Annotated in this window: 22 protein-coding genes; 9 read left to right on the forward strand and 13 right to left on the reverse strand. The window is 72.6% G+C overall.

The window, feature by feature from the left end:
• Positions 1-77 precede the first annotated feature (77 nt).
• From ACQ5SO_RS12755 to dctP, 3 genes are all read right to left on the reverse strand, one after another.
• Positions 78-281, reverse strand: a complete 204-nt coding sequence (locus ACQ5SO_RS12755; protein ID WP_430941990.1) for a DUF1737 domain-containing protein — start codon at positions 279-281, stop codon at positions 78-80.
• A gap of 21 nt (positions 282-302) precedes the next feature.
• Positions 303-872 carry an NnrU family protein gene (locus ACQ5SO_RS12760; RefSeq protein WP_430941991.1) on the reverse strand — a complete coding sequence of 190 codons (570 nt, stop codon included), beginning with the start codon at positions 870-872 and terminating at the stop codon, positions 303-305.
• A gap of 300 nt (positions 873-1,172) precedes the next feature.
• Complete coding sequence (dctP, locus tag ACQ5SO_RS12765) at positions 1,173-2,222, reverse strand: TRAP transporter substrate-binding protein DctP (protein ID WP_430941992.1); 1,050 nt, start codon at positions 2,220-2,222, stop codon at positions 1,173-1,175.
• Positions 2,223-2,398: 176 nt separating this feature from the next.
• Between dctP and ACQ5SO_RS12770 the strand changes: the two genes are divergently transcribed.
• On the forward strand, positions 2,399-2,833 hold the full coding sequence (locus ACQ5SO_RS12770) for a CAP domain-containing protein (RefSeq protein WP_430941993.1): 435 nt from the start codon (positions 2,399-2,401) through the stop codon (positions 2,831-2,833).
• Between the two features lie 181 nt (positions 2,834-3,014).
• Here ACQ5SO_RS12770 and ACQ5SO_RS12775 read toward each other — a convergent pair whose 3' ends face one another.
• Positions 3,015-3,899, reverse strand: a complete 885-nt coding sequence (locus ACQ5SO_RS12775; protein ID WP_430941994.1) for an HpcH/HpaI aldolase/citrate lyase family protein — start codon at positions 3,897-3,899, stop codon at positions 3,015-3,017.
• A 399-nt stretch (positions 3,900-4,298) separates the two neighbouring features.
• Here ACQ5SO_RS12775 and ACQ5SO_RS12780 point away from each other — a divergent pair, with 399 nt between their 5' ends.
• The 4 genes from ACQ5SO_RS12780 (at position 4,299) to ACQ5SO_RS12795 (ending at position 8,917) form a co-directional block, all read left to right on the forward strand.
• A complete protein-coding gene (locus ACQ5SO_RS12780) occupies positions 4,299-4,808 on the forward strand; it encodes a hypothetical protein (RefSeq protein WP_430941995.1) in 510 nt (169 codons plus the stop codon).
• A gap of 674 nt (positions 4,809-5,482) precedes the next feature.
• The gene (locus ACQ5SO_RS12785) at positions 5,483-5,854 is read left to right on the forward strand and encodes a response regulator transcription factor (RefSeq protein WP_430941996.1); all 372 of its coding nucleotides are present in this window, start codon (positions 5,483-5,485) and stop codon (positions 5,852-5,854) included.
• 125 nt (positions 5,855-5,979) lie between these two features.
• A complete protein-coding gene (locus ACQ5SO_RS12790; RefSeq protein ID WP_430941997.1) occupies positions 5,980-6,204 on the forward strand; it encodes a hypothetical protein in 225 nt (74 codons plus the stop codon).
• A gap of 13 nt (positions 6,205-6,217) precedes the next feature.
• Positions 6,218-8,917, forward strand: coding sequence for an ATP-binding protein (locus tag ACQ5SO_RS12795; RefSeq protein WP_430941998.1), 2,700 nt, complete (start codon positions 6,218-6,220; stop codon positions 8,915-8,917).
• Positions 8,918-9,080: 163 nt separating this feature from the next.
• Here the strand turns inward: ACQ5SO_RS12795 and miaB are convergent, their stop codons facing one another.
• Entirely contained in the window at positions 9,081-10,391 is a 1,311-nt protein-coding gene (miaB, locus tag ACQ5SO_RS12800; RefSeq protein WP_430941999.1) for a tRNA (N6-isopentenyl adenosine(37)-C2)-methylthiotransferase MiaB, read from the reverse strand.
• Between the two features lie 215 nt (positions 10,392-10,606).
• Entirely contained in the window at positions 10,607-11,029 is a 423-nt protein-coding gene (locus ACQ5SO_RS12805) for a MucR family transcriptional regulator (RefSeq protein ID WP_430942000.1), read from the reverse strand.
• 288 nt (positions 11,030-11,317) lie between these two features.
• Here ACQ5SO_RS12805 and ACQ5SO_RS12810 point away from each other — a divergent pair, with 288 nt between their 5' ends.
• Positions 11,318-12,247 (forward strand): hypothetical protein, encoded by a 930-nt coding sequence (locus ACQ5SO_RS12810; protein WP_430942001.1) that lies wholly within the window; start codon positions 11,318-11,320, stop codon positions 12,245-12,247.
• A 19-nt stretch (positions 12,248-12,266) separates the two neighbouring features.
• Here ACQ5SO_RS12810 and ACQ5SO_RS12815 read toward each other — a convergent pair whose 3' ends face one another.
• The 3 genes from ACQ5SO_RS12815 to ACQ5SO_RS12825 are packed head-to-tail and all read right to left on the reverse strand — an operon-like array spanning position 12,267 to position 14,081.
• Positions 12,267-12,740 (reverse strand): GNAT family N-acetyltransferase, encoded by a 474-nt coding sequence (locus tag ACQ5SO_RS12815; protein WP_430942002.1) that lies wholly within the window; start codon positions 12,738-12,740, stop codon positions 12,267-12,269.
• The gene (gene tsaB, locus ACQ5SO_RS12820; protein WP_430942003.1) at positions 12,733-13,470 is read right to left on the reverse strand and encodes a tRNA (adenosine(37)-N6)-threonylcarbamoyltransferase complex dimerization subunit type 1 TsaB; all 738 of its coding nucleotides are present in this window, start codon (positions 13,468-13,470) and stop codon (positions 12,733-12,735) included. Before tsaB ends, ACQ5SO_RS12815 begins: the two co-directional genes overlap by 8 nt.
• A 44-nt stretch (positions 13,471-13,514) precedes the next feature.
• Entirely contained in the window at positions 13,515-14,081 is a 567-nt protein-coding gene (locus tag ACQ5SO_RS12825; RefSeq protein ID WP_430942004.1) for a NifU family protein, read from the reverse strand.
• 226 nt (positions 14,082-14,307) lie between these two features.
• On the opposite strand from ACQ5SO_RS12825, the gene ACQ5SO_RS12830 reads away from it, so the two are divergent.
• A complete protein-coding gene (locus ACQ5SO_RS12830) occupies positions 14,308-14,628 on the forward strand; it encodes a hypothetical protein (protein WP_430942005.1) in 321 nt (106 codons plus the stop codon).
• Positions 14,629-14,697: 69 nt separating this feature from the next.
• Here the strand turns inward: ACQ5SO_RS12830 and ACQ5SO_RS12835 are convergent, their stop codons facing one another.
• Positions 14,698-15,159, reverse strand: a complete 462-nt coding sequence (locus tag ACQ5SO_RS12835; RefSeq protein WP_430942006.1) for a universal stress protein — start codon at positions 15,157-15,159, stop codon at positions 14,698-14,700.
• 146 nt (positions 15,160-15,305) lie between these two features.
• On the opposite strand from ACQ5SO_RS12835, the gene ACQ5SO_RS12840 reads away from it, so the two are divergent.
• The gene (locus tag ACQ5SO_RS12840) at positions 15,306-15,620 is read left to right on the forward strand and encodes an ArsC/Spx/MgsR family protein (RefSeq protein ID WP_430942007.1); all 315 of its coding nucleotides are present in this window, start codon (positions 15,306-15,308) and stop codon (positions 15,618-15,620) included.
• 73 nt (positions 15,621-15,693) lie between these two features.
• Here the strand turns inward: ACQ5SO_RS12840 and trpS are convergent, their stop codons facing one another.
• On the reverse strand, positions 15,694-16,755 hold the full coding sequence (gene trpS, locus ACQ5SO_RS12845) for a tryptophan--tRNA ligase (RefSeq protein WP_430942008.1): 1,062 nt from the start codon (positions 16,753-16,755) through the stop codon (positions 15,694-15,696).
• A 106-nt stretch (positions 16,756-16,861) separates the two neighbouring features.
• On the opposite strand from trpS, the gene ACQ5SO_RS12850 reads away from it, so the two are divergent.
• Entirely contained in the window at positions 16,862-17,512 is a 651-nt protein-coding gene (locus ACQ5SO_RS12850) for a rhomboid family intramembrane serine protease (RefSeq protein WP_430942009.1), read from the forward strand.
• Between the two features lie 102 nt (positions 17,513-17,614).
• Here ACQ5SO_RS12850 and ACQ5SO_RS12855 read toward each other — a convergent pair whose 3' ends face one another.
• Both ACQ5SO_RS12855 and murJ read right to left on the reverse strand, forming a co-directional pair.
• Positions 17,615-18,319 carry a CDP-alcohol phosphatidyltransferase family protein gene (locus ACQ5SO_RS12855; protein WP_430942010.1) on the reverse strand — a complete coding sequence of 235 codons (705 nt, stop codon included), beginning with the start codon at positions 18,317-18,319 and terminating at the stop codon, positions 17,615-17,617.
• A 226-nt stretch (positions 18,320-18,545) separates the two neighbouring features.
• On the reverse strand, positions 18,546-20,090 hold the full coding sequence (gene murJ / locus ACQ5SO_RS12860; RefSeq protein WP_430942011.1) for a murein biosynthesis integral membrane protein MurJ: 1,545 nt from the start codon (positions 20,088-20,090) through the stop codon (positions 18,546-18,548).
• Positions 20,091-20,442 lie beyond the last annotated feature (352 nt).

A 20,442-nucleotide genomic window follows, 5' to 3' on the forward strand; every position in this document is an offset into this window, starting at 1 on the left:
CCCCCCCCCCCCCCCCCCCCCCCCCCCCCCCCCCCCCCCCCCCCCCCCCCCCCCCCCCCCCCCCCCCCCCGGGCCGCTCAGAGTTGCCCGAGCTTCACCTCGGGCGAATACTCGCCCTCGGCCTCCTTCACCACGGCCTGTGCGCAGCGCACCACGCCGCGGGCGGCGTCGAAGGTCATGGTGGGAGAACCGTGGAGGCTCCAGCCCTTGTTCAGGGCGTCGGTGACCTTGTGGCAGAAGGCGGAGGTGTCGTCCTCGGTCAGCAGGCGGTAGGCGATCATCGGGTCTCTCCGTTATGCGGGTCAGCCCGGGACGGGGCTGACGCCCGCCCAGATATGGACCCAGACGATGACGCCGTAGAGGACGATGGTGGCGACCGCCAGCCCGATGTCGCGGGTGATGGGCGACTTGGGCGGCTTCACCCATTCGCCGTCCCGCTTGTTGAGCTGGATCATCGCCAGCACGGCCCAGCCGAGGATGCCGCCGAACAGGATCACCGAGGCGAGGTCGCCGTTCACCATCAGGTGCGCCAGCGCCCAGGTCTTGGTCCCGATCAGCATCGGGTGGCGCACCACGCGGCGAAGGTTGCTTTTCGAATCCCCGGCGCCGAGCAGGGCGATGGCGAACAGCATCAGCAGGTTGTTGATATGGGTGAAGAAGGTCGGCGGGTACCAGACGTCGATCCATTCGGCATGTGCGTAGCCGACGCCCATCAGCAGGACCGAGAACAGGATCACGACGGCCATGATCCCGCGGGCCTTCTTGTCGCCGTGCTTCGCCGAGAAGGCGGCGCGCTTTTCGGGGAACATCGGCTTGAACAGGTGTGCGCCCCACCAGAGGGCGAGGCCGAGGAGGAGGATGACGTAGAACATGTGGCGGCTCCGGCGGGCGGCGGCTTGCGGGGAAGGCGGATGCGCGCCGCCCGGGGACGGGCGGCGCGCGGGGGGACCTTAGCGCATTCGCGCGGGCGGGCGCCGCTCGCATTCCCGTGAAGGGTGGGAAGGTCGCGGGGGAGGCGCCGACGTCCCCCGCCCTGTCCGTGTCCGTGTCCGTGTCCCTGTCCGGTCTGCGCCGCGCCCGGCCCGGGCCTGGCCCCGCGGCGGCCCTTGTCCTGCAGGGCTTGTCCCGCAGCCCGGGGCCCGCCCCGGGACCGCGACAGGCCCGCGCGTATTTCAGCCGCGGTCGACGCCGGTCATCTGGCGCATGCGCTTGAGGGCCCATTCCCCGCGATAGCCCTGGGCGGCGACCTCCTGGATCCAGGACTGCTCGTAGGCGCCGCCGCGGGTGCGGATCAGCTGCTCGACCTCGTCCGGGGCGCGGGTCAGGGCGACGCCGCGCTCCTCGAACAGGGTGCGGCCCTTGTGGTCGACGAAATCGAAGCTCTTGGCCGCCAGCAGGGGCACGAACTCGCGCGACACCTGCTGCACCACGCGCCGGTCGCGGCGGCCGAGATCGTCCCAGGCCTTGGGCGACATGCCGAGGAACCAGGTGGCGTTGTAATAGCCCCCGGGCAGCTCCGACACCTCGGTGGTCTGGTCGACGATGCCGAAGGAGAGGCCGCCCTCGTAGGGGAAGGCGACGCCGTCGATGGCCCCGGCCTCCATCGCCTCGCGCGCCTTGAAGGGGGGCATGGGGACGGTCTCGGCCCCCAGCTCCTGCAGGAGCCTCGAGATGTAGCCGCCGGAGGTGCGCAGGCGCAGGCCCCTGAAGTCCTCGGGGCCGCGGATGGAGCGGTTCTTGAGGAACAGGAAGCCGGGCCCGTGCTGGAAGGCGGAGAGGAGCTTGATCTCCTGGTGTTCGGCCTGCGGGTCGAGCAGGTCCCAGTAGACCGAGGAGAAGGCCTGGGTGGCGGAGTAGCTGTCGCCGAGGAAGGAGAACTGGCCGACCTGGCTGCGCTTGAACGCGTCGTCGCCGGAATAGCCGTGGAGGGCGAAGGTGACGTCGGCCTTGTTCTCGGCGATGATGCCATAGGCGGCCGGCGGCGGGCCCATGGGTGTCTCGGAGAAGCGGAAGGTGACGCGGCCCTCGGTGCGCCGCTCGATCATCTGGGACCATTCGGTGAGGACGAGGTCCGGGACCAGGTGCTGCTGGGGCAGCCAGTTGTTGATGAGCATTTCGCGCGGCGCGGCGCGCAGCACGCCCGGGGCGGCGAGCATGGCGGCGGCGGCGGCGCCTGCCGCCAGCGCGCTGCGGCGATCGATCCTGGCGGAACCCTTGCGCATGACGTGTCCTCCCGATGACATGCGGTGGCGTGGCGGCCGCGGGCCGCCGACGGGGGAGACGGTACCACGGACCCCCGCCCGGGACCAAATCCGAAGCGCGGGAATTTCCACGTGGCGAAACGCGCAAGGCGTTGTTTTATTTTGCATTTTCAGGTTGTTCTGAGGGGGTGCACTACATGTCAGGGCTGAGCGGGGACGGCGCCGGGCCATGGGTTTCGGCGGAACTGGCGGCGGCGGTGAACCAGGTGCGGGCCGAGGCGGGGCTGGGGGCGCTTGCGGTGCACCCGGCGCTGGAGGCGGCGGCGCTGGCGCATGCGCGGGACCTGCTGTCGAACGGGGCGTTCGACCATGCGGGCTCGGACGGGTCGCTGCCGCTGGAGCGGGTGGCGCGGGGGGGGCTGGTTGCGCGGATGGCGGCGGAGAACATCGCGATGGGCCAGCCGGATGCGGCGGCGGCGATGGCGGCGTGGCAGGGCTCGGACGGGCACCGGGCGAACAACCTGGCGCCGGGGGCGGAGCTGGTCGGCGCGGCGGAGGCGGTTTACGGGCGGCGCGGGCTGGTCACGGATGGCGCGCGGCTTTGGGTGATGGTGGTCGGCGCGGGGTTCTGAGGGGGTCTGCGGGGGAGGCGAGCGGGTCTCGCTCCGGGCTTGCGCCCTGCGCATCGCCCGCCCGCCCGGCCCGTTCCGGGCCTCTCCCCGTGCGGGCCTTGCGGCCCGGGGCGCACCCCCCACCGGAATGCAAAAGGGCGCCCCGCGGGGCGCCCTTCGCGTGCGGTCGGACCAGGTGGTCTCAGGCCAGGTCGGCTTCCAGCGCCTTGATCGCATCGGCGAGCGCGAGGCGCGCCTTGGCGGTCTCGACATGCAGGTTCTCGACGATCTTGCCGTCGACCACCGCGACCGCCTCGCCCTTGGCGCGGGTCTCCTCGAACGCCGCGACCTGGCGGGCGTAGAGGTCGAGATCCGCCTGCGACGGCGCGAAGACCTCGTTGGTCACGGCGAGCTGCAGCGGGTGGATCAGGGTCTTGCCGTCAAAGCCCATGGCGAGGCCCTTCTCGCACTCGGCCCGCAGCCCCTCGTCATCCTTGAAGGCGTTGTAGACGCCGTCGATGCAGGCCAGCCCGTAGGCCTTGGCGGCCAGCAGGCAGATCGACAGCGACGCCAGCACCGGCGCGCGGTCCGGGGTGTGGGCGGCGTTCAGCTCCTTCACCAGGTCGTTGGTGCCCATGATGAAGCAGGTCAGCCGCGGCGCCTGGGCGATGGCCTGGGCGTTGAGGATGCCGAGCGGCGTCTCCATCATCGCCCAGATCTTCGTGGACTCCGGCGCGCCCTCTTCCTCCATGATCGCGCGCACCGCGGCGATGTCATCGGGCGAGGAGACCTTGGGGACCAGGATCGCGTCCGGCCCGGCCTTGGCCGCGGCGCGCACATCCGCCTCGCCCCACTGGGTGTCGAGGCCGTTGACGCGGATGATGACTTCGCGCTTGCCGAACGCCTTCGCCTTGACCTTCTCGACCACCAGGTCGCGCGCCAGGTCCTTCTCGGTCGGGCCGGTGGCGTCCTCGAGGTCGAGGATCAGCGCGTCGGCGGGCAGGCCGGCGGCCTTTTCCAGCGCGCGGGTCTTGGCGCCGGGCATGTAGAGGACGGAGCGGCGCGGGCGGACGGGGGCGTCGGTCATCGGCGAATTCCTTGGCATGGAGCGGCTGTCGGGGCAGGGCGTAGCGGAGATTTCGCAGGTGCGCAAGATTATGTCGCAACGCGGCGGGACGGGGTGGTTTCGTGTCGCGAAATGGGCGCGCCGTTGCGTCCCGCGGCGGGGAGCGCGCGGTCGTTAAGTTTATTTAAAGCATGGCGGCGCATTCTCGGCGTCAATACCGCACTGCGGCGGAGTCCGGGGTCCCCCCGTCCATGCCGCAAGCGGATTCGGCGGCGCGGGGGCTGTCTCCGGGGATCGCCCGCTCCGTGCGGACCATGACGCAGACACCATCGCACCGGCGCCATCCAAGGGTCGGGGGCGGGCGCTGGGCCCGTCCCGCGGGTCCCGATGCGCCTGATGAACAAGCGGGAGCGCACGCTGATGTCTTTCTTCTCCAATGCCTTCCGGGGTCTCGCCTCGGTCTTCACCCCCTCCCCCGCCCCGCGCGATCCCGCGGCCCCCGTGCCGCGGCCCGATCCGGCGGTCGGGTTCTGGGCGGGCCTGTTCCGCACCGCCGTCGACGTGGCCCTGACGAAGAAGGGCGGCGGCCGCCGGACGGAAAAGATCCGCAAGGCGCTGACCGGCGGCGCGGGCGCGCTGATGCTGGCCGCGGTGCTGGCGGGCGGCGCGGGCCAGCGGGCCGAGGCGCAGGGCGCGCTCTGCGCCGACCGCGCCGACGTGGTCCAGCGCCTGCAGGAAAAGTATGGCGAGAGCCGCCGCGGCATCGGCCTGCTGCAGGACCAGCGGGTGGTGGAGATCTGGACCTCGCCCAATTCGGGCACCTGGACCATCGTGATCACGCTGCCCGACGGCTCCACCTGCCTTCTCGCCGCCGGCGAGGACTGGGAGGTGATGGACGAACCGGCCCCGGTCGCCGACCGCGACGCCTGAGGGCGGCGCGGCCCACGCGCCGCGGCGGAGACGTGCCGACCATGGCGGCGCCCCTGGGGGCGCCGCCATTCGTGTTTTCTGGCGGGGGCCTCGCGGGCGGCATCAAGGCCGGGGCCGGGGCGGGGCCGGCGCCGGCGCGGGCCCGGCGGGCTCCGGCGAAAGCCCGGAGGCCGACCCCTGGCGCCGACCCGCGGCGCTGGCCGCCGACCCGCCCGCCGCCCGGGCGCGATCCGATCTTCGCTTTCTCCCGGCCTCCCTCCCGCGCCGCCTCCTCCCTCCCGCACCCGCCGCGCCCCGCGCGGCGCGGGCGGCCGAGCGGGGGCCTTGCGCCCCCCGAGGGCGCCCGCCCCCGCAAGGACCTGCCGCCCCGGTCTGCCGCCCCGGTCTGCCGCCCCGATCTTCCGGCCGGGCCGCCGCCGCGGACAGGGGCGCGCGCTGCTTCCCCCTCGGCGCTTGCCGGCCGCCTCGGCGCCCGCGCCCTTCTCGCCGCGGTCGCCTGCACATCTGCGCATCCGCCTAAAAAGCCGCGCCGCGGGGCGTGAACGCGCTCTTTGCACCCTCGCGCTTTCCCGCTAGGCTCGCTCGAGCGCCCTGTCGGGGCGGCGCGCACGCGCCGCGCGGCATGACCAAGTCGGCGAAACAGACCGACGCGCGCAGCGGGGGGAAGGAACGCCATGACGGCCAGCAAGGTGCTGATCGCAGAAGACGAACCGCATATCGTGGAATCCCTGGCCTTCCTGCTCGGGCGGGAAGGCTTCGACGTCCAGTCGGCCCCGGACGGAGAGGCGGCCTTCACGCTCGTCTCCACCATCCGGCCCGACGTGATGATCCTCGACGTCATGCTGCCGCGCATGAACGGGTTCGAGGTGCTGCGCCGGGTGCGCGCCGACCCGCTGCTCAAGGGCCTGCCGGTCATCATGCTCACCGCCAAGGGCCAGAACCAGGACCGCCAGCGCGCCGACGAGATCGGCGCCGACGCCTTCATCACCAAGCCCTTCTCCAACCGCGACGTGATCGACCAGGTCCGCGCGCTCGTGGCTGGATGACGGCGCCCGGGCGCGCGTCGCCGCCCGGGGCGGGCCGCCCCGCCGCGCCGCCGCCCCCGGGGCCCGCCGCGCCCGAGGTGTTCCCGCCGCGCCTGCGCCCGCGCCGCGCGCAGGCCCTCGCGGCCATGGCGCCCGTCGTCGGGACCTTCCTGCTCACGCCCCCCTTCATCCTCGTCTTCGCCGCCGACGCGACCGTGTTCGGCGTCCCGCTCCTGCTCGCCTACCTGCTGGCGGTGTGGGTCGGGCTGATCTTCGGGGCCTGGCGCCTGTCGGGACGCCTGCGCCGGCGGCTCGAGCTGCACGGCGCCGCCCGCCGCGCCGGCCGCCCCGCGCCGCGGAGCCGCCCATGACCGGGAGACGCCCATGACCCTGGGGCCCGACGTCGTCATCATGATCTGCGTGGCCTACGTGGCGTTCCTGTTCGGGGTCGCCGCCTGGGCCGACCGGCGCACGGCGCAGGGGCGCGCGCGGATCCTGCAGGGGCCGCTGGTCTACACGCTCTCGATCTCGGTCTACTGCACCAGCTGGACCTTCTACGGCGCCGTCGGCTCCGCCGCCCGCACGGGGCTGGAGTTCGTGACCATCTATCTCGGCCCCACGCTGGTCTTCGTCGGCTGGTGGTGGCTCCTGCGCAAGCTGGTGCGCATCGGGCGGGCGCAGCGCATCACCTCGGTCGCGGACCTGCTCTCCTCGCGCTACGGCAAGTCCCCGGCGCTGGCGGTGCTGGTGACGCTGATCGCGGTGCTCGCCTCCACCCCCTATATCGCGCTGCAGCTCAAGGCCGTGACGCAGAGCTTCTCGATCGTCGGCGGCGCGGATTTCGCCGGGGGCGTGGCCACCGCCTTCTGGGTGGCGGCGGGCATGGCGGTGTTCACCATCCTGTTCGGCACCCGCAACGTGGATGCGAACGAGCGCCACCACGGCGTCGTCGCCGCCATCGCCATCGAGGCGGTGGTCAAGCTCGGCGCCCTCGTCGCCGTCGGGGTCTTCGTGGTCTGGGGCGTGGGCGGGGGCGTCTCCGGCGCGCTCGACCGCATCCCGGCCGAGATGCTGGACCCCGAGCAGGTCTTCGGCCCGCGCTGGGTCACCATCATGGGCCTCTCCGCCGCCGCGGTGATCTGCCTGCCGCGCCAGTTCCAGGTGACGGTGGTGGAGAACGCGGACGAGCGGCACCTGGCCACCGCCTCCTGGCTGTTCCCGGCCTATCTTCTGCTGATCTCGATCTTCGTGCTGCCCATCGCCGGGGCGGGGCTGGCCGAGTTCGACGCGGGCGGCGAGCCGGACATGTTCGTGCTCACCCTGCCGCTGGCGCATGGGCAGCAGGAGCTGGCGATCCTCGCCTTCCTCGGCGGCTTCTCCTCGGCCACCTCCATGGTCATCGTCGCCTCCATCGCCCTGTCGACCATGGTGTCGAACCACATCGTCACGCCGCTGGCGCTGCGGGCGACGGGGGGCGAGGTGACGCGCTCGGGCGACGTGCGCAGCCTGCTGCTCATCTCCCGCCGCGCGTCCATCGTGGGCATCATGCTGATGGGCTTCGCCTATTACCGCCTGACCGAGGGGTCGGGCACGCTCTACTCGCTCGGCCTCGTCGCCTTTGCAGGCGCGGCGCAGTTCGTCCCGCCGCTGATCGGCGGGCTCTACTGGCGCCAGGCCACGGGGCGCGGCGCGGTGGCGGGGCTGACCGCGGGCGCGCTGGTCTGGCTGTGGTGCCTGGTGCTGCCGACCTTCCCGGGCACCTGGCTGATGCCCGCCTCGGTGCTGGCCGAGGGGCCGTTCGGGATCGGCCTGCTGCGCCCCTCGGCGCTGCTGGGGCTCGAGGGGTTCGACCCGCTGGTCCATGCCGTGTTCTGGTCCCTGTCCGTGAACATCGCGCTGCTGGTGGGCATTTCGCTGATGCGCGAGCCGAAACCCATCGAGTGGCTGCAATCCGCGCTCTTCGTCGACGTGTTCCGCACCGCCTCCGGCGATGCCGACCGCTTCGTGCAGCGCTCCGCCGCGGCCGAGGACCTGTTCATCCTCGCCCAGCGGATCCTGGGGGTGGAGACGGCCCGGCGCCTCTTCGCCCAGGCGGCGGCGGAGCAGGGGCTGGACGGCGGGCTTCCCGCCGCGACGGACGTGTTCATCGCGCGGCTGGAGCGGGAGCTGGCGGGCTCCGTCGGCGCCGCGTCCGCCCATGCCATGGTCTCCCAGGCCGCGGGGGGCGAGACGATTTCGTTGGGCGAGCTGATGCGCATCGCCGACGAGACCGCGCAGCTGGTGGAATACGCCGCCGAGGTGGAGCGCAAGAGCCGCGAGCTGGAGGCCGCGGCCGAGCAGCTGCGCGCCGCCAACGCCCAGTTGCGGGAGCTGGATGCGCGCAAGGACGACTTCCTCTCCCAGGTGAGCCACGAGCTGCGCACGCCGATGACCGCCGTGCGCTCCTTCTCGGAGATCCTGCTGGAGACGGAGGACCTGTCGGACGACCAGGCGCGCCGCTTCCTGACCATCATCCATGACGAGAGCCTGCGCCTGACGCGGCTTCTGAACCAGATCCTTGAACTCAACGTGCTGGAGCGCGGCGAGGGCGCCATTCCCACCGCCCCCGTCGATGCCGCCGACGCCGTGCGCCGCGCCGTCGACACCACCCGCGGCGTCGCGCGCGAGGCGGGCGGGCGGCTCGAGGTCGGGGCGCTGCCGATCCCCGCCCAGGCGCTGGCCGAGCCGGACCGGCTGGCGCAGGTCTTCATCAACCTCGTGTCCAACGCGCTGAAATACAACGACAAGGACGCGCCGCTGGTCACCGTCACCGGGCGGCGGGACGGCGAGCTGCTGCGCTTCGAGGTCGCCGATAACGGCCCCGGCGTGGCCGAGCGGGACGTGGAGCGGATCTTCCAGAAATTCTCCCGCGGGTGGGACCGGACCGATACCGGCGGCGCGGGGCTGGGGCTGGCGATCAGCCGCCAGATCATGCGCCGCTTCGGCGGCGACCTGGTGCTGGCGGAGGCCGCCGGCGGCCCCCATGGCGGCGCGGTGTTCGAGGTGACGATCCCCGCCATGGCGCAGGAGGCGGCGGCGGAGTGACGGGCGCGCCCGCGCCCCCGCCGCGCGGCGCCCGGAGCGGCGACCCGGAGAGGCGAGCCGGGAAGGCGACCCGGAAAGGCGAAAGGGGCGGCCCCGGCGGGCCGCCCCTTCGTTCATCCAGACCCTGAAGGCGCGGGTCAGGAAAGCCCCGCGCCGGGCGCCCTCAGCCGACGCGGCGGCCGGCCAGCGAATTTGGCATCGCCCCGGTGATCTCGACCTCGACGATCCGGCCCACGTCGGACGGGTCCGCCTGCAGGTGGACGGCCTGGAGCCAGGGCGATTTGCCGACCATCTGGCCCGCCTCGCGCCCGGCTTTTTCGATCAGCACGTCCATGCGCTTGCCGACCATCGAGGCCTGGAAATCGCGCTGATGCTCGGTCAGGAGCGCCTGCAGGCGCACCAGCCGCTCCTGCGCGACGTCCGGCGCGACCATGTCCGCGGCGCCCGCGGCGGGGGTGCCGGGACGGGGCGAATACTTGAACGAATAGCAGGCCGCGTACCGAACCTGGCGGCACAGGTCGAGCGTGTCCTCGAAATCCGCCTCGGTCTCGCCCGGAAAACCGACGATGAAATCTCCGGACATCGCGATGTCGGGGCGCGCGGATCGGATGCGCTCGATCAGCCGGAAGTATTCATCGCGGGTGTGCTTGCGGTTCATCGCCTTCAGGATCCGGTCCGATCCCGACTGCACCGGCAGGTGCAGATAGGGCATCAGCTTGGGTTCCTCGCCATGCGCGGCGATCAGGTCCTCGCTCATGTCGTTGGGGTGCGAGGTGGTGTAGCGGATCCGCGCCAGCCCCTCGATCTTCGCCAGCTCGCGCACCAGCCGCGCCAGGGTCCAGTCGCCGTCCGGCCCCTCGCCGAGATAGGCGTTGACGTTCTGCCCCAGCAGCGTGATCTCGCGCACGCCCCTGTCCGCCAGCGCCTTCGCCTCGTCCACCAGCCGCTGCGCGGGGCGGCTGACCTCGGCGCCGCGGGTGTAGGGCACGACGCAGAAGGCGCAGAGCTTGTCGCAGCCTTCCTGCACCGTCAGGAAGGCGGCGGGGGCGCGGGCGGCGCGCTTGTCCTTGGGCAGGTGGTCGAACTTGTCTTCCTCGGGGAAGTCGATGTCGACGCCGCCGTCGCGCACCAGTTTCGGCAGGCGGTGATAGGTCTGCGGGCCGACCACGAAATCCACCATCGGCTGGCGGCGGCGGATCTCCTCGCCCTCGGCCTGGGCGACGCAGCCGGCGACGCCGATCTTCAGGTCGGGCTTCGCCTCGCGCAGCGGCTTCAGGCGGCCGAGCTCGGAATACACCTTCTCGGCGGCCTTCTCGCGGATATGGCAGGTGTTCAGAAGGATCAGGTCCGCGTCTTCGGGGGTCTCGACGGTCTCGTAGCCCTCGGGCGCGAGGGCCGCGGCCATGCGCTCCGAATCGTAGACGTTCATCTGGCAGCCATAGGTGCGGACGAACAACTTGCGCGGATCGCTCATCGAGGGGTCCTCCGGGGCGCCCCGGGGGCGCGTGCAAACAGAAACAGGGCGACGTGCGGCGCCACTCCGCTCGTCGCCCTTTCATGAAGGGTGCGCGGCGCCACTCCGCACACCGATGCTCCTTACAGGCGCCCGGCCCGGCCCGCAACGTCGCCCCCGGAAATTGGCGGCGCCGCGCGCGGGCCCGGCCGGATCGCGCCGGCAGGTCGTCCCGATCAGGCCGCGGACTTGCGCGGCTTGCGGCCGAGGCCGATTTCCTTGGCCAGTTCCTGGCGCTTGCGCGCATAGGCCGGGGCCACCATCGGGTAGTCGGCGGACAGGCCCCACTTGGCGCGATAGTCTTCGGGGGTCATGTCGTAAGCGGTTTTCAGGTGCCGCTTCAGCATCTTGAGCTTCTTGCCGTCCTCGAGACACACGATGTAATCGTCGGTCACCGATTTCTTGATCGGCACGGCCGGGACCAGCTCGACCTTCGGTTCGGGCTTGTCGACGGCCAGCTCGTTGAGCTTGTCGTAGACGGACTGGATCACGCCCGGCAGGTCGCCGGTCGGGACGGGGTTGTTGGAGACGTGGGAGGAGACGATTTCCGAGGTCAGCGCGAGGATCTCGGATTTCTCCAGCATCGGGGAGTCGGTCATGTGTTCCCTCACTATGGAATGTCGTGCTTGTGCACGGATGGGTTCGGATGCGACCGGGAGTGTTCCCTGCGCCCGGCCGCGGAATATCCAGAGCCCGAGTTATGGAATAGATAAAAACAGAAAAGGGGTCAATTGCCCGTAAGGCGATTTCTGCGACGACTTTGGACAACCCGCAGGTTTGAACGACGCTCAAGGCCGATTCACGAAGTGTTAACGAATGGCCTTTTCAATCCATCCGCAAGCCGGTGAAACGCTGCTCGAATGTGGGGGCGACGGCCGGGAGGTCCGATGCGGTTTCATATGGGGCCTGCACGCCAGGTCGATCAAGGGCTGAAGGGGCTTCGCGCGGCGCCGCCCGGCCCGGTCGCGGCGCTGCTGTGCGACGGCGCGCTGATGGCCGCCGCCTCGGCCCGCTGGGCGCTGCGCCTCGGGGCCGCGGCGCTGGTCGTGATCGGCCCCGACGCGGCGCTTCGCCGGGCCGCGGCGGCGGCGCAGGATCTTGGTCTTTCGCCCGCCGCCCTCGTCCCCGTGCCCGCCGGTCCGGTGGGGCGGGACGCGGCCCCCGCCTGGCTCGCCGCCCTCGCCCCCGCGCTTGACGGGCGCTGGGTCCTGCCGCTGTTCAACGGCGAATTCCCCGTCTTCCCCTGGTGCGAGAGCCGCGGCCTCGCCGATCTCGCCGCCTTCCAGGAGGGGGAGCGGCGGCGCGGCGTCGGCGGCTGGGTCGTGGACATGCACGCGCCGGGCCTCGCCGCCGCGGCCGAGGCGGACGATCCCGACTGGGCGCCGCCGGGCCGCGCGCTCTACGATCTCGGCGGCTGTTTCGCGCTGACCGGCGCGCCCGAGCCGTGGGAGGCTGAGGGCGCCGGCCCGGTCCCGCCCGAGGCGCCGCGCCTTTACGGCGGCGTCGGCTGGCGGTTCCAGGAGCGGTTCGCCCGGCCGCCGCGGCTCGACCGCACCGCCTTCTTCCGGGCCTTCGCGGGGATGACCCCGGACGAGACCTTCCGCCTCGGCGATCCGAAGGCGGACGGGCTGTCGGGCGCCTGGCACCGCAGCCCGACCATGGCGGTGATGTCCTTCCGCACCGCGCGCGCGCTGCTCGCCCAGCCCGAGATGGCCGAGAACCCGCCCGAACTCGGCTGGTCCGGGGCGCGCTCCTGGGGGTGGAGTTCGGGCGAATTGCTCGACGCGGGGGTGATCGAGCCGGGGCAGTGGTTCTGAGCGTCCCGGGCGCGGCGGCTCAGCCGTAGTCCCGGCGCAGCACCAGCGCGTCGACCCGCGCGCCGCCCGGCCGCTCGGCATAGGCGCGGCGGCGGCCGACCTCGGCCCACCCGGCGCGGCGGTAGAGGGCCTCGGCCCCCGGGTTGTCGACGGCGACTTCCAGGAACGCCGCCTCGGCCCCGCGGGCCCGCGCCTCGGCGTCGAACCGGGCGAGCAGCGCGGCGCCCAGGCCCATGCGGCGGGCGGCGGGGGCGGCCCCGATGCTGAGCAGTTCCGCCTCGCCGCCCGCGGCGCGGCCCAGCAGGAAGGCGGTGGCGGCGGCGCCGGGGACGGGCGCGGCGAGCAGCGCGAAGCCCCCCGGCGCGGCGATCAGCGAAGCGAATTCCTCCGCGCTCCAACCCCGCTCCATGCCCGCGAAGGCGGCTTGGTGGAGGGCGGAGAGGGTGGCGGCGTCCTGCGCCCCCGCGGCGCGGACCTCCGCCCCCTCAGCCATCGAGCAGCGCCGGCGGGCGGTCCGAGGACGGCGCGGCGTCGGCGGGGCGCAGGTAGACGGGCGCGGCGCGCGGCGGCGCGCCGCCCGCGGCGAGCGCCGCGGCGGCGAGGCGGGCGATGGTCCCGGGCGCGGGGCTGTCGGCGGGATCGACGGCGGCGAAGGGCGCGGCGCCGAGGGCGGAGAGCGCCTCGGCCAGCGCCTCGGCCTCGGCCCCGCGCATCGCGGCGGCGCGGCCCGCGAGATGGGGCGCGAGCGCGGCGGCGACGTCCGCAGGGGCGCCGGTGACCGGCGCGGCGACGGGGACGGGGACAGCCACGTTGACGGGGGCGCCGGTTTCGAACAGCCCCGCGTGGATCTCCCCGCGCCGGGTCGGCAGGGCGGCGAGGACCAGCTCCCCGGGCGTGTCGGCGGCCAGCGCCTCGAGCCGGTTCACCCCGATCGCCGGGACCCCCAGCGCCAGCGCCAGCCCGCGGGCGGCGGCCACCCCGATGCGCACGCCGGTGAAGTTGCCCGGCCCGGTGCAGACGGCGACGGCGGCGAGGTCCCGCGGGGCCGCGCCCGCCTCGGCCGCCACCTCCTGCGCCAGCGGCACCAGCCGCTCGGCCTGGCCGCGGGCCATGGGTTCGGAGCGCGCAGACAGCACGACGCCGCCGCGAAGGATCGCGGCGGCGCAGAGCGCGGCTGAACTGTCGAGCGCGAGGATCGCGCCGCCTTGGGCCGTGTCGGTCATCTTCCGTCCGTGTCCGTCGGTTCCTGGGCAGGTCCCGGGCGGGATCAGAACTGGACCCCGACGGGACGCACCTCGGACACCTCGGGGATGTAGTGGCGCAGCAGGTTCTCGATCCCGGCCTTGAGGGTCATGGTCGAGGACGGGCAGCCCGCGCAGGCGCCCTGCATGTGCAGGTAGACCACGCCGCGCTCGAAGCCGTGGAAGGTGATGTCGCCGCCGTCCTGGGCCACGGCGGGGCGCACGCGGGTGTCCAGCAGCTCCTTGATCTGGCCGACGATCTCGGCGTCCGGGCCGTCATGCTCGGCATGGCCGACCGAGGCGTCGTCGCCCTTCACCGCCGGCTCGCCGGACTGGTAGTGTTCGAGGATCGCGCCGAGCACGCCGGGCTTCAGGTGCGCCCAGTCGCGGGCGTCGGCCTTGGTCACGGTGATGAAGTCGGGCCCGAGGAACACGCCCTCGACCCCGTCCACCGCGAAGATGCGGGTGGCGAGCGGAGAGGCCGCGGCCTTGTCGCGCGCCGGGAAGTCGGCGGCGCCGGCGGTCATCACCGACTGGCCGGGCAGGAATTTCAGGGTCGCCGGGTTGGGCGTGGATTCGGTCTGAATGAACATCGCGGATCTCCTTCGCGGTTACATGTGCGCCGAAGCGGCCCGAAGTTCAAGAATGATTCTAAACTGTCACGTCGGGAAACGGGCGCGCCGGGCCGGGCGCGCCTTCGATGCCGTGCGGGCGGGTGGGCGCGGGGGGGGGCGCGACGTCGCGCCCAATTGTTCTGGTTAGGGTACTCTGTGAAATTCAAGTTTCATGAAAACCGGATTTGTCGGTGGATCAGTCGATATGCCTTTCAGCGAACTTTCTTTCGAAGCCGCCCGCCTGGAAGGGGTGGCGGTCCTTCCCAACGCGCGCGCGGCGGAGCTCATCTTCGGCGGGGTGCGCAAGCATGACGCCGACGGCTCCTTCTCGCTCAAGGTCCGGTTCGCCGAGGTGGCCCATGTGACGGGCCTGCTCGACCTCGTGCGGCTGGACATGATGGGCGGCGAAGGCAATGTCGCAGGCGTGTCCGAGGACGAAAGCGACGGGCGCCTGCGATGGCGCTTCCCGCTGACCGCGGGCTGCCTGATGATCGAGGGCGCCGGCGTGGTGGTGGAGCGGGTCTGAGCCCGTCGCCCCGGAAAGACGCCCCGCTGAGACGTCCCGGCCCTCCCGCCGTCGCGGGGGGGGAGGGCGTCACGCGATCGCGATCACCTCTTCGCGGGTCATGTGCCCCGGCACGATGGTCAGCGGCACCGGCAGCCGCCCGGCCATGCGCCCGGTGGCGAGGGCCGAGACCAGCGGCCCGGGCCCTTCGCCCTCGGCCCCCGCGCCCAGCACCAGGACGCCGATCTCCGGGTCCTCCTTGATCTGGGCCAGCACCTGGTCCTTGGCGTCGCCCTCGCGGATCACGAATTCGGGCATGATGCCGACATTGTCCTGCAATTTCCCCGCAAGCTCGATGAAACGGGCCTCGGCGGCGTCATAGGCCTCCTGGCGCATCACCTCGGCCACGCCGATCCAGTGCTGGAACTCCTCGGGGCGCAGGATGAAGAGCATCTGCAGCCCGCCGCCGGTCTTGTAGGCGCGGCGCGCGGCGAAGCGCACGGCGTTGAGGCATTCGGGCGTCTCGTCGATGACGACCAGGAACTTGCGCATGGGCCCATCCTCGTGGCGCCCGCGCGTGACGCGGGCCGGGACCCCCGAGGATGACGCAGCGCCCCGCTTCGTGCAACGGCGCCGTTGCGGACGGGCGCGCGGCGGGCGACAAGCGGGGGAAATCCGCGCGCGCACAGGAGGATGCGATGAAGATCTACGGGCTGAAGAACTGCGACGCCTGCCGCAAGGCGGTGAAGGCGACGGGCGCGGAGCTGGTGGACGTGCGGGCCGCGCCGCTGGACCGCGCGACGCTGGAGCGGTTCCAGGCGGCGTTCGGCGCGGCGCTGCTCAACACCCGCTCGACCACCTGGCGGGGGTTGCCGGAGGAGGCGCGGGCGGGCGATCCGCTGGCGCTGATCGCCGCGCACCCGGCGCTGATGAAGCGCCCGGTGATCGAGGCGGATGACGGGACGCTGCACCTCGGGTGGGGCAAGGACGTGCAGGCGGCGCTGGGCGCCTGAGGGGGCCGGGCGGGACGCAAAACGCCCCCGCAGCGGCTGCGGGGGCGTTCGCGGTCGTGCGATGGGGCGCGGATCAGCGCGGGCGCGAGCGCAGCAGCCCGACCTTGTCATAGGTCGCGTCGATGATCGGGTTGGCGATCGCCGCCGCCCGCTCGGCCCCGTCGCCGAGGATGCGGTCGATCTCGGCCGGGTCGGCCAGGAATTCCCGCATCCGCCCGGCGATGGGCGAGAGCTTCTCGACCGCCAGGTCGGCGAGGGCGGGCTTGAAGGCGCCGAACTGGGCGCCCGCGTACTCGGCCACCACCGCCTCGGCCGTGGTGTCGGCCAGCGCGGCGTAGATGCCCACCAGGTTGCGCGCCTCGGGCCGCTCGGCCAGCCCCTCGAGGCTGCCGGGCAGCGGGTCGGGATCGGTGCGCGCCTTGCGGATCTTCTGGGCGATGGCGTCGGAATCGTCGGTCAGGTTGATGCGGGACATGTCCGAGGCGTCGGACTTGGACATCTTCTTGGAGCCGTCGCGCAGCGACATGACGCGGGTGGCCGCGCCCTCGATGATCGGCTCGGGGAGCGGGAAGAAGTCCGGGCAGCCGAAGTCGTTGTTGAACTTGGTCGCGATGTCGCGCGTCAGCTCCAGGTGCTGCTTCTGGTCCTCGCCCACCGGCACGTGGGTGGCCTGGTAGGCCAGGATGTCGGCGGCCATCAGCACCGGGTAGCCGTAGAGGCCGACGCTCGCGTTCTCGCGGTTCTTGCCGGCCTTCTCCTTGAACTGGGTCATGCGGTTGAGCCAGCCGACCCGCGCGACGCAGTTGAAGATCCAGCCGAGCTCGGCATGGGCGGCGACCTGGGACTGGTTGAACAGGATCGACTTTTTCGGGTCGAGCCCGCAGGCCATGAAGGCGGCGGCCAGCTCGCGGATCGAGCGGGTCAGCTCGGCCGGGTCCTGCCAGGTGGTGATCGCGTGCAGGTCGACCATGCAGTAGAGCGTCTCGCCCAGGCCTTCATCCTGCATCTCGACGAAGCGCTTGACGGCCCCGAGGTAGTTGCCCAGATGAAGGTTGCCCGTGGGCTGAACGCCCGAGAAGACGCGGCGGGGGTGCGTGGCGGCGGCGTCGCCAGCCTGCGTCGGCATGTCCGTCATGACCGTTCCTCTTGAGCGGCTATTAATTGGTCCGGCCTTATCGGACGGCCCCGCCGCATGGTCAAGGCGCGGGGGCGCCGCGTGGGGTCCGTCGACCGGAGAGAGAATGTTCCAGTTTCCGCCCCTGCCGCCGCTCAGGTCCCATCACCGCCGGATCGTGTTCGGGCTGACCGCGATTTTCGCGGTGATCGAGGTGCTGTTCCAGCTCTCCGATGTCGGGGTCCTGCCGCAGGGCTGGCGGTGGGAGGCGTATCAGCAGTTCTCGTTCTACGACCCGTGGTTCGACGACCTGGTGGCGGGCCGCCCGGCGCCGCCGCAGGTGGCGTGGAACATGCTGACCTACGCGTTCCTGCACGGCTCGCTCGAGCACATGCTGATGAACTGCGCGGCGTTCATGGCGCTGGGCCTGGTGACGATGCGGATCTTCGGCGCGCCGCTCTTCGCGCTGTTCTTCGGGGCGACCGCGGTCGGGGGCGCGCTGTGCTTCGGGCTGATCGCGCAGTCGGACGCGCCGATGGTGGGCGTCTCGGGCGTCGTGTTCGGGCTGATCGGGGTGCTGAAATACGCCGAGCTGGCCTTCATCCGGCACCGCGGCGGCTCGGTCGGGGCCTTCGCGGTGTCGATGGGGGGGCTGGTGGCGATCAACGCGGTGATCTCGGTGCTGCTGGCCGATTTCATGGCGTGGGAGACGCACCTGGGCGGGTTCCTCGCCGGCTGGTTCGCGGCCTGGTGGGTGATCCCGAAGCCGGAGCGGTGAGGGGCGCGCGCCGGGGGCGCAGGCGTCATGGGGATGCGAAAAGGGGCCGCGGTTGCGGCCCCTTTTGCGTTTTCGGGTTGGGTGGCGCGCGCGGCGCGCGGCTCAGCCCTTGCGCGCGGGGATCAGCTGCTGCGCGGCGCCGGCGCCGAGCAGGTAGATGCTGCAGGCGATCAGCGCGATCTCGGCGATCCCGTGCAGGTCGAAATCGGTGAGCGCGGCGAAGATGGCGAGGCCGACCCAGGCGGCGGTGACCGGCAGCGAGACGGCGCGCCAGCGCTTGGTGCGCACCGGGTGGATGAACTTGACCGGGAAGAACATCAGGGTGGCGAGCACGGCGATGATGAGGAGCATCAGCTGCCAGGGCGGCTGGGTGGCGAAGAACACCAGCACGACCATGTTCCAGCAGCCGGGGAAGCCGGAGAAGGAGTTGTCGGCGGTCTTCATGCGGGTGTCGGAGAAATAGAGCGCCGAGGCGAAGGAGGTTCCGAGCACCGCCAGCCAGCCGGTCCAGCCGGGCAGCAGGCCGGACTGGTAGAGGGCGAAGGCCGGGATGAAGACGTAGGTGAGGAAGTCGATGATCAGGTCGAGCAGCACGCCGTCGATGATCGGCGCGGTCTTGCGCACGTCGTAGCGGCGCGCGAGGGGGCCGTCGATGCCGTCCACGGCGAAGGCGACGACCAGCCACAGGTACATCTGCGACCAGGACTGTTCGGCCGCGCTGATGATGGCGAGCATCGAGAAGATGGCGCCGGTGGCCGTCAGCAGGTGGACCGAGTAGGCCTTGAACACGAGTTTCTTGCTTTCCATGCGTTCCAATAGGCGCAGGGGGGCGCCCGGTGCAAGCCGCGCGTTGGGGTTGCGCGCGCGCACCGGGGTCGATAACGGCGCCGTTGCGGCAGGCGGGGGCGGCAGGCGGGGGCGGCAGGCGGGGGCGGCGCGCGGGACTCGCGCGGGGCTGCGCCCCGGCGCATCGCCCGCCCGCCCCGGCCCGTGCCGGGCCTGCCCCCGGCGCGGGGCCCGGGCGGCGCGGCGCTCAACGTCCGCGGCGGACCATGCCCTTGAGCTCGGAGACCGACAGCCCCCCGAGGGCGGCGGCGGCGGCGAAGTAGATGGCCATCGCCGCGGCGACGATCAGCCCGAGCGCGAGGATGCGCAGCCCCGGCGCGGCGAGGACGTCGGCGGACAGCCCCGCGAGCGCCCAGGCCCCGAGACCCATCAGCAGGCTCGCCGCCAGGATCCGCGGCGTGCGGGCGATCAGCCGCGCGTCGGGCCGCGCCGCCTGGCCGAAGCCGCGCGCGCCGCGATAGAGCATGGCGAGGTTGATCCACCCCGCCGCCGTCGTGGCCACGGCCGCCGAGAGGAACCCGATCACGGGCGCGAGGCCGATGGCGAGCACGAGGTTGGCGGCCATGCCCCAGAGCGCGATCTTGAACGGCGTCCGCGTGTCCTCGCGCGCGAAATAGATCGGTTGGAGGACCTTTTGCAGCACGAAGGCGGGCAGGCCGAGGCCGTAGACCGCGCAGGCCAGCGCCGTGGCCTCGGCGTCCTCGGGCCCGAAGGCGCCGCGGCCGAACAGGACCGAAACCAGCGGCCCCGGGATCGCCGCCAGCGCGATGGCGGCGGGCAGGGTCAGGGCGAGGGCGAACTCGGCGGCCCGGTTGGCGGCGGCGCGGCCGCCAAGCTCGTCCTCCTGCCGCAGGCGGCGCGAGAGGTCGGGCAGGAGGACCACGCCGATGGCGACGCCGACCACCCCGAGGGGCAGCTGGTAGAGGCGGTCGGCGTAGTAGAGCCAGGCGACGGCGCCGTCGAAATGCGACGCGACCTGGCGGCCGACCACGAGGTTGATCTGCACCACGCCCCCGGCGAGGGCGGCGGGGGCGGCGATGATCGCCAGCCGTTTCAGCTCGGGCGTCATCCGCGGGCGGCGCAGGCGCAGGCGCATCCCGGCCTTCGCGGCGGCGCGCCAGAGCATCGCCATCTGCGCCACGCCCGCCGCCGCGACGCCCCAGACCAGGGTGCGCCCGTCATCGAGCCCGAACAGCGCGGCGAGACCGAGGGCCGCGAGCAGGATCACGTTCAGCAGCACCGGCGCGGCGGCGGCGGCGGCGAAGCGGTCGAGCGCGTTCAGCACCCCCGAGAGCAGCGCGGCGATGGAGATGAAGAGGATGTAGGGAAACGCGACGCGCCCGTAATCGGTCGCCAGCGCCAGCCGCCCGTCATCGGCGAAGCCCGAGGCGAGGCCGAGCACCATCCAGGGCATCGCGGCCATGGCGACCAGGGTCAGGACCACGAGGACGGAGGCGAGCCCGGCCATGGCGTCCTCGGCGAAGGCGCGGGCGGGGGCGTCGCCCTCGCCGTCCAGCTTCTTGGTGAACATGGGCACGAAGGCCATGTTGAACGCGCCCTCGGCGAAGAAGCGCCGGAACAGGTTGGGCAGCGAGAAGGCGATGACGAAGGCCTCGGCCGCGGGGCCGGCCCCGAGGGCGGCGGCGATGGCGATGTCGCGCGCGAAGCCGAGGATGCGGCTCGCCATGGTCCAGCCGCCGACGGTGGCGAAGGCGCGGAAGAGGCGGGACATGGGCGGGGACTCCGGGTCTGGCGGCGGGCCGGGGCGGCGGGCTGATCCCTCTCTATGCGCCGGAAATGGCCGGGAGGTGAAGGGGAGGCGGCGGCGGCGCGGCGGAGGGGCGCGGGGGGGCTGGGCGGGACTCGCGCCGCTGCGCGCCGCATCGCCCGCCCGCCCGCCCCGGCCCGTGGCCGGGCCTTCCCCGGTTGCGCGCCCGGCCCGCGCGCGCGGTGGATCAGCCAGGGGCGCGGCGTCTGCGCCGCCAGGCCCCGGGGGCGGCGCCGCGCGGCAGGGCCGGGGCCATCGGCGCGACCATCAGGACCGGCGCGGCGAGGAGGGCGGCGAGGAGGGCGATGGACGGCGG

This window comes from Rhodovulum sp. DZ06, assembly GCF_050586345.1.
In the GTDB taxonomy this organism is placed as follows: domain Bacteria; phylum Pseudomonadota; class Alphaproteobacteria; order Rhodobacterales; family Rhodobacteraceae; genus JBOCEF01.

Coding starts and splice junctions, on each gene's coding strand:
- ACQ5SO_RS12755 (WP_430941990.1), bottom strand. CDS start 281: ATGATCGCCTACCGCCTGCTGACCGAGGACGACACCTCCGCCTTCTGC.
- ACQ5SO_RS12760 (WP_430941991.1), bottom strand. CDS start 872: ATGTTCTACGTCATCCTCCTCCTCGGCCTCGCCCTCTGGTGGGGCGCA.
- dctP (WP_430941992.1), bottom strand. CDS start 2,222: ATGCGCAAGGGTTCCGCCAGGATCGATCGCCGCAGCGCGCTGGCGGCA.
- ACQ5SO_RS12770 (WP_430941993.1), top strand. CDS start 2,399: ATGTCAGGGCTGAGCGGGGACGGCGCCGGGCCATGGGTTTCGGCGGAA.
- ACQ5SO_RS12775 (WP_430941994.1), bottom strand. CDS start 3,899: ATGACCGACGCCCCCGTCCGCCCGCGCCGCTCCGTCCTCTACATGCCC.
- ACQ5SO_RS12780 (WP_430941995.1), top strand. CDS start 4,299: ATGTCTTTCTTCTCCAATGCCTTCCGGGGTCTCGCCTCGGTCTTCACC.
- ACQ5SO_RS12785 (WP_430941996.1), top strand. CDS start 5,483: ATGACGGCCAGCAAGGTGCTGATCGCAGAAGACGAACCGCATATCGTG.
- ACQ5SO_RS12790 (WP_430941997.1), top strand. CDS start 5,980: ATGGCGCCCGTCGTCGGGACCTTCCTGCTCACGCCCCCCTTCATCCTC.
- ACQ5SO_RS12795 (WP_430941998.1), top strand. CDS start 6,218: ATGACCCTGGGGCCCGACGTCGTCATCATGATCTGCGTGGCCTACGTG.
- miaB (WP_430941999.1), bottom strand. CDS start 10,391: ATGAGCGATCCGCGCAAGTTGTTCGTCCGCACCTATGGCTGCCAGATG.
- ACQ5SO_RS12805 (WP_430942000.1), bottom strand. CDS start 11,029: ATGACCGACTCCCCGATGCTGGAGAAATCCGAGATCCTCGCGCTGACC.
- ACQ5SO_RS12810 (WP_430942001.1), top strand. CDS start 11,318: ATGCGGTTTCATATGGGGCCTGCACGCCAGGTCGATCAAGGGCTGAAG.
- ACQ5SO_RS12815 (WP_430942002.1), bottom strand. CDS start 12,740: ATGGCTGAGGGGGCGGAGGTCCGCGCCGCGGGGGCGCAGGACGCCGCC.
- tsaB (WP_430942003.1), bottom strand. CDS start 13,470: ATGACCGACACGGCCCAAGGCGGCGCGATCCTCGCGCTCGACAGTTCA.
- ACQ5SO_RS12825 (WP_430942004.1), bottom strand. CDS start 14,081: ATGTTCATTCAGACCGAATCCACGCCCAACCCGGCGACCCTGAAATTC.
- ACQ5SO_RS12830 (WP_430942005.1), top strand. CDS start 14,308: ATGCCTTTCAGCGAACTTTCTTTCGAAGCCGCCCGCCTGGAAGGGGTG.
- ACQ5SO_RS12835 (WP_430942006.1), bottom strand. CDS start 15,159: ATGCGCAAGTTCCTGGTCGTCATCGACGAGACGCCCGAATGCCTCAAC.
- ACQ5SO_RS12840 (WP_430942007.1), top strand. CDS start 15,306: ATGAAGATCTACGGGCTGAAGAACTGCGACGCCTGCCGCAAGGCGGTG.
- trpS (WP_430942008.1), bottom strand. CDS start 16,755: ATGACGGACATGCCGACGCAGGCTGGCGACGCCGCCGCCACGCACCCC.
- ACQ5SO_RS12850 (WP_430942009.1), top strand. CDS start 16,862: ATGTTCCAGTTTCCGCCCCTGCCGCCGCTCAGGTCCCATCACCGCCGG.
- ACQ5SO_RS12855 (WP_430942010.1), bottom strand. CDS start 18,319: ATGGAAAGCAAGAAACTCGTGTTCAAGGCCTACTCGGTCCACCTGCTG.
- murJ (WP_430942011.1), bottom strand. CDS start 20,090: ATGTCCCGCCTCTTCCGCGCCTTCGCCACCGTCGGCGGCTGGACCATG.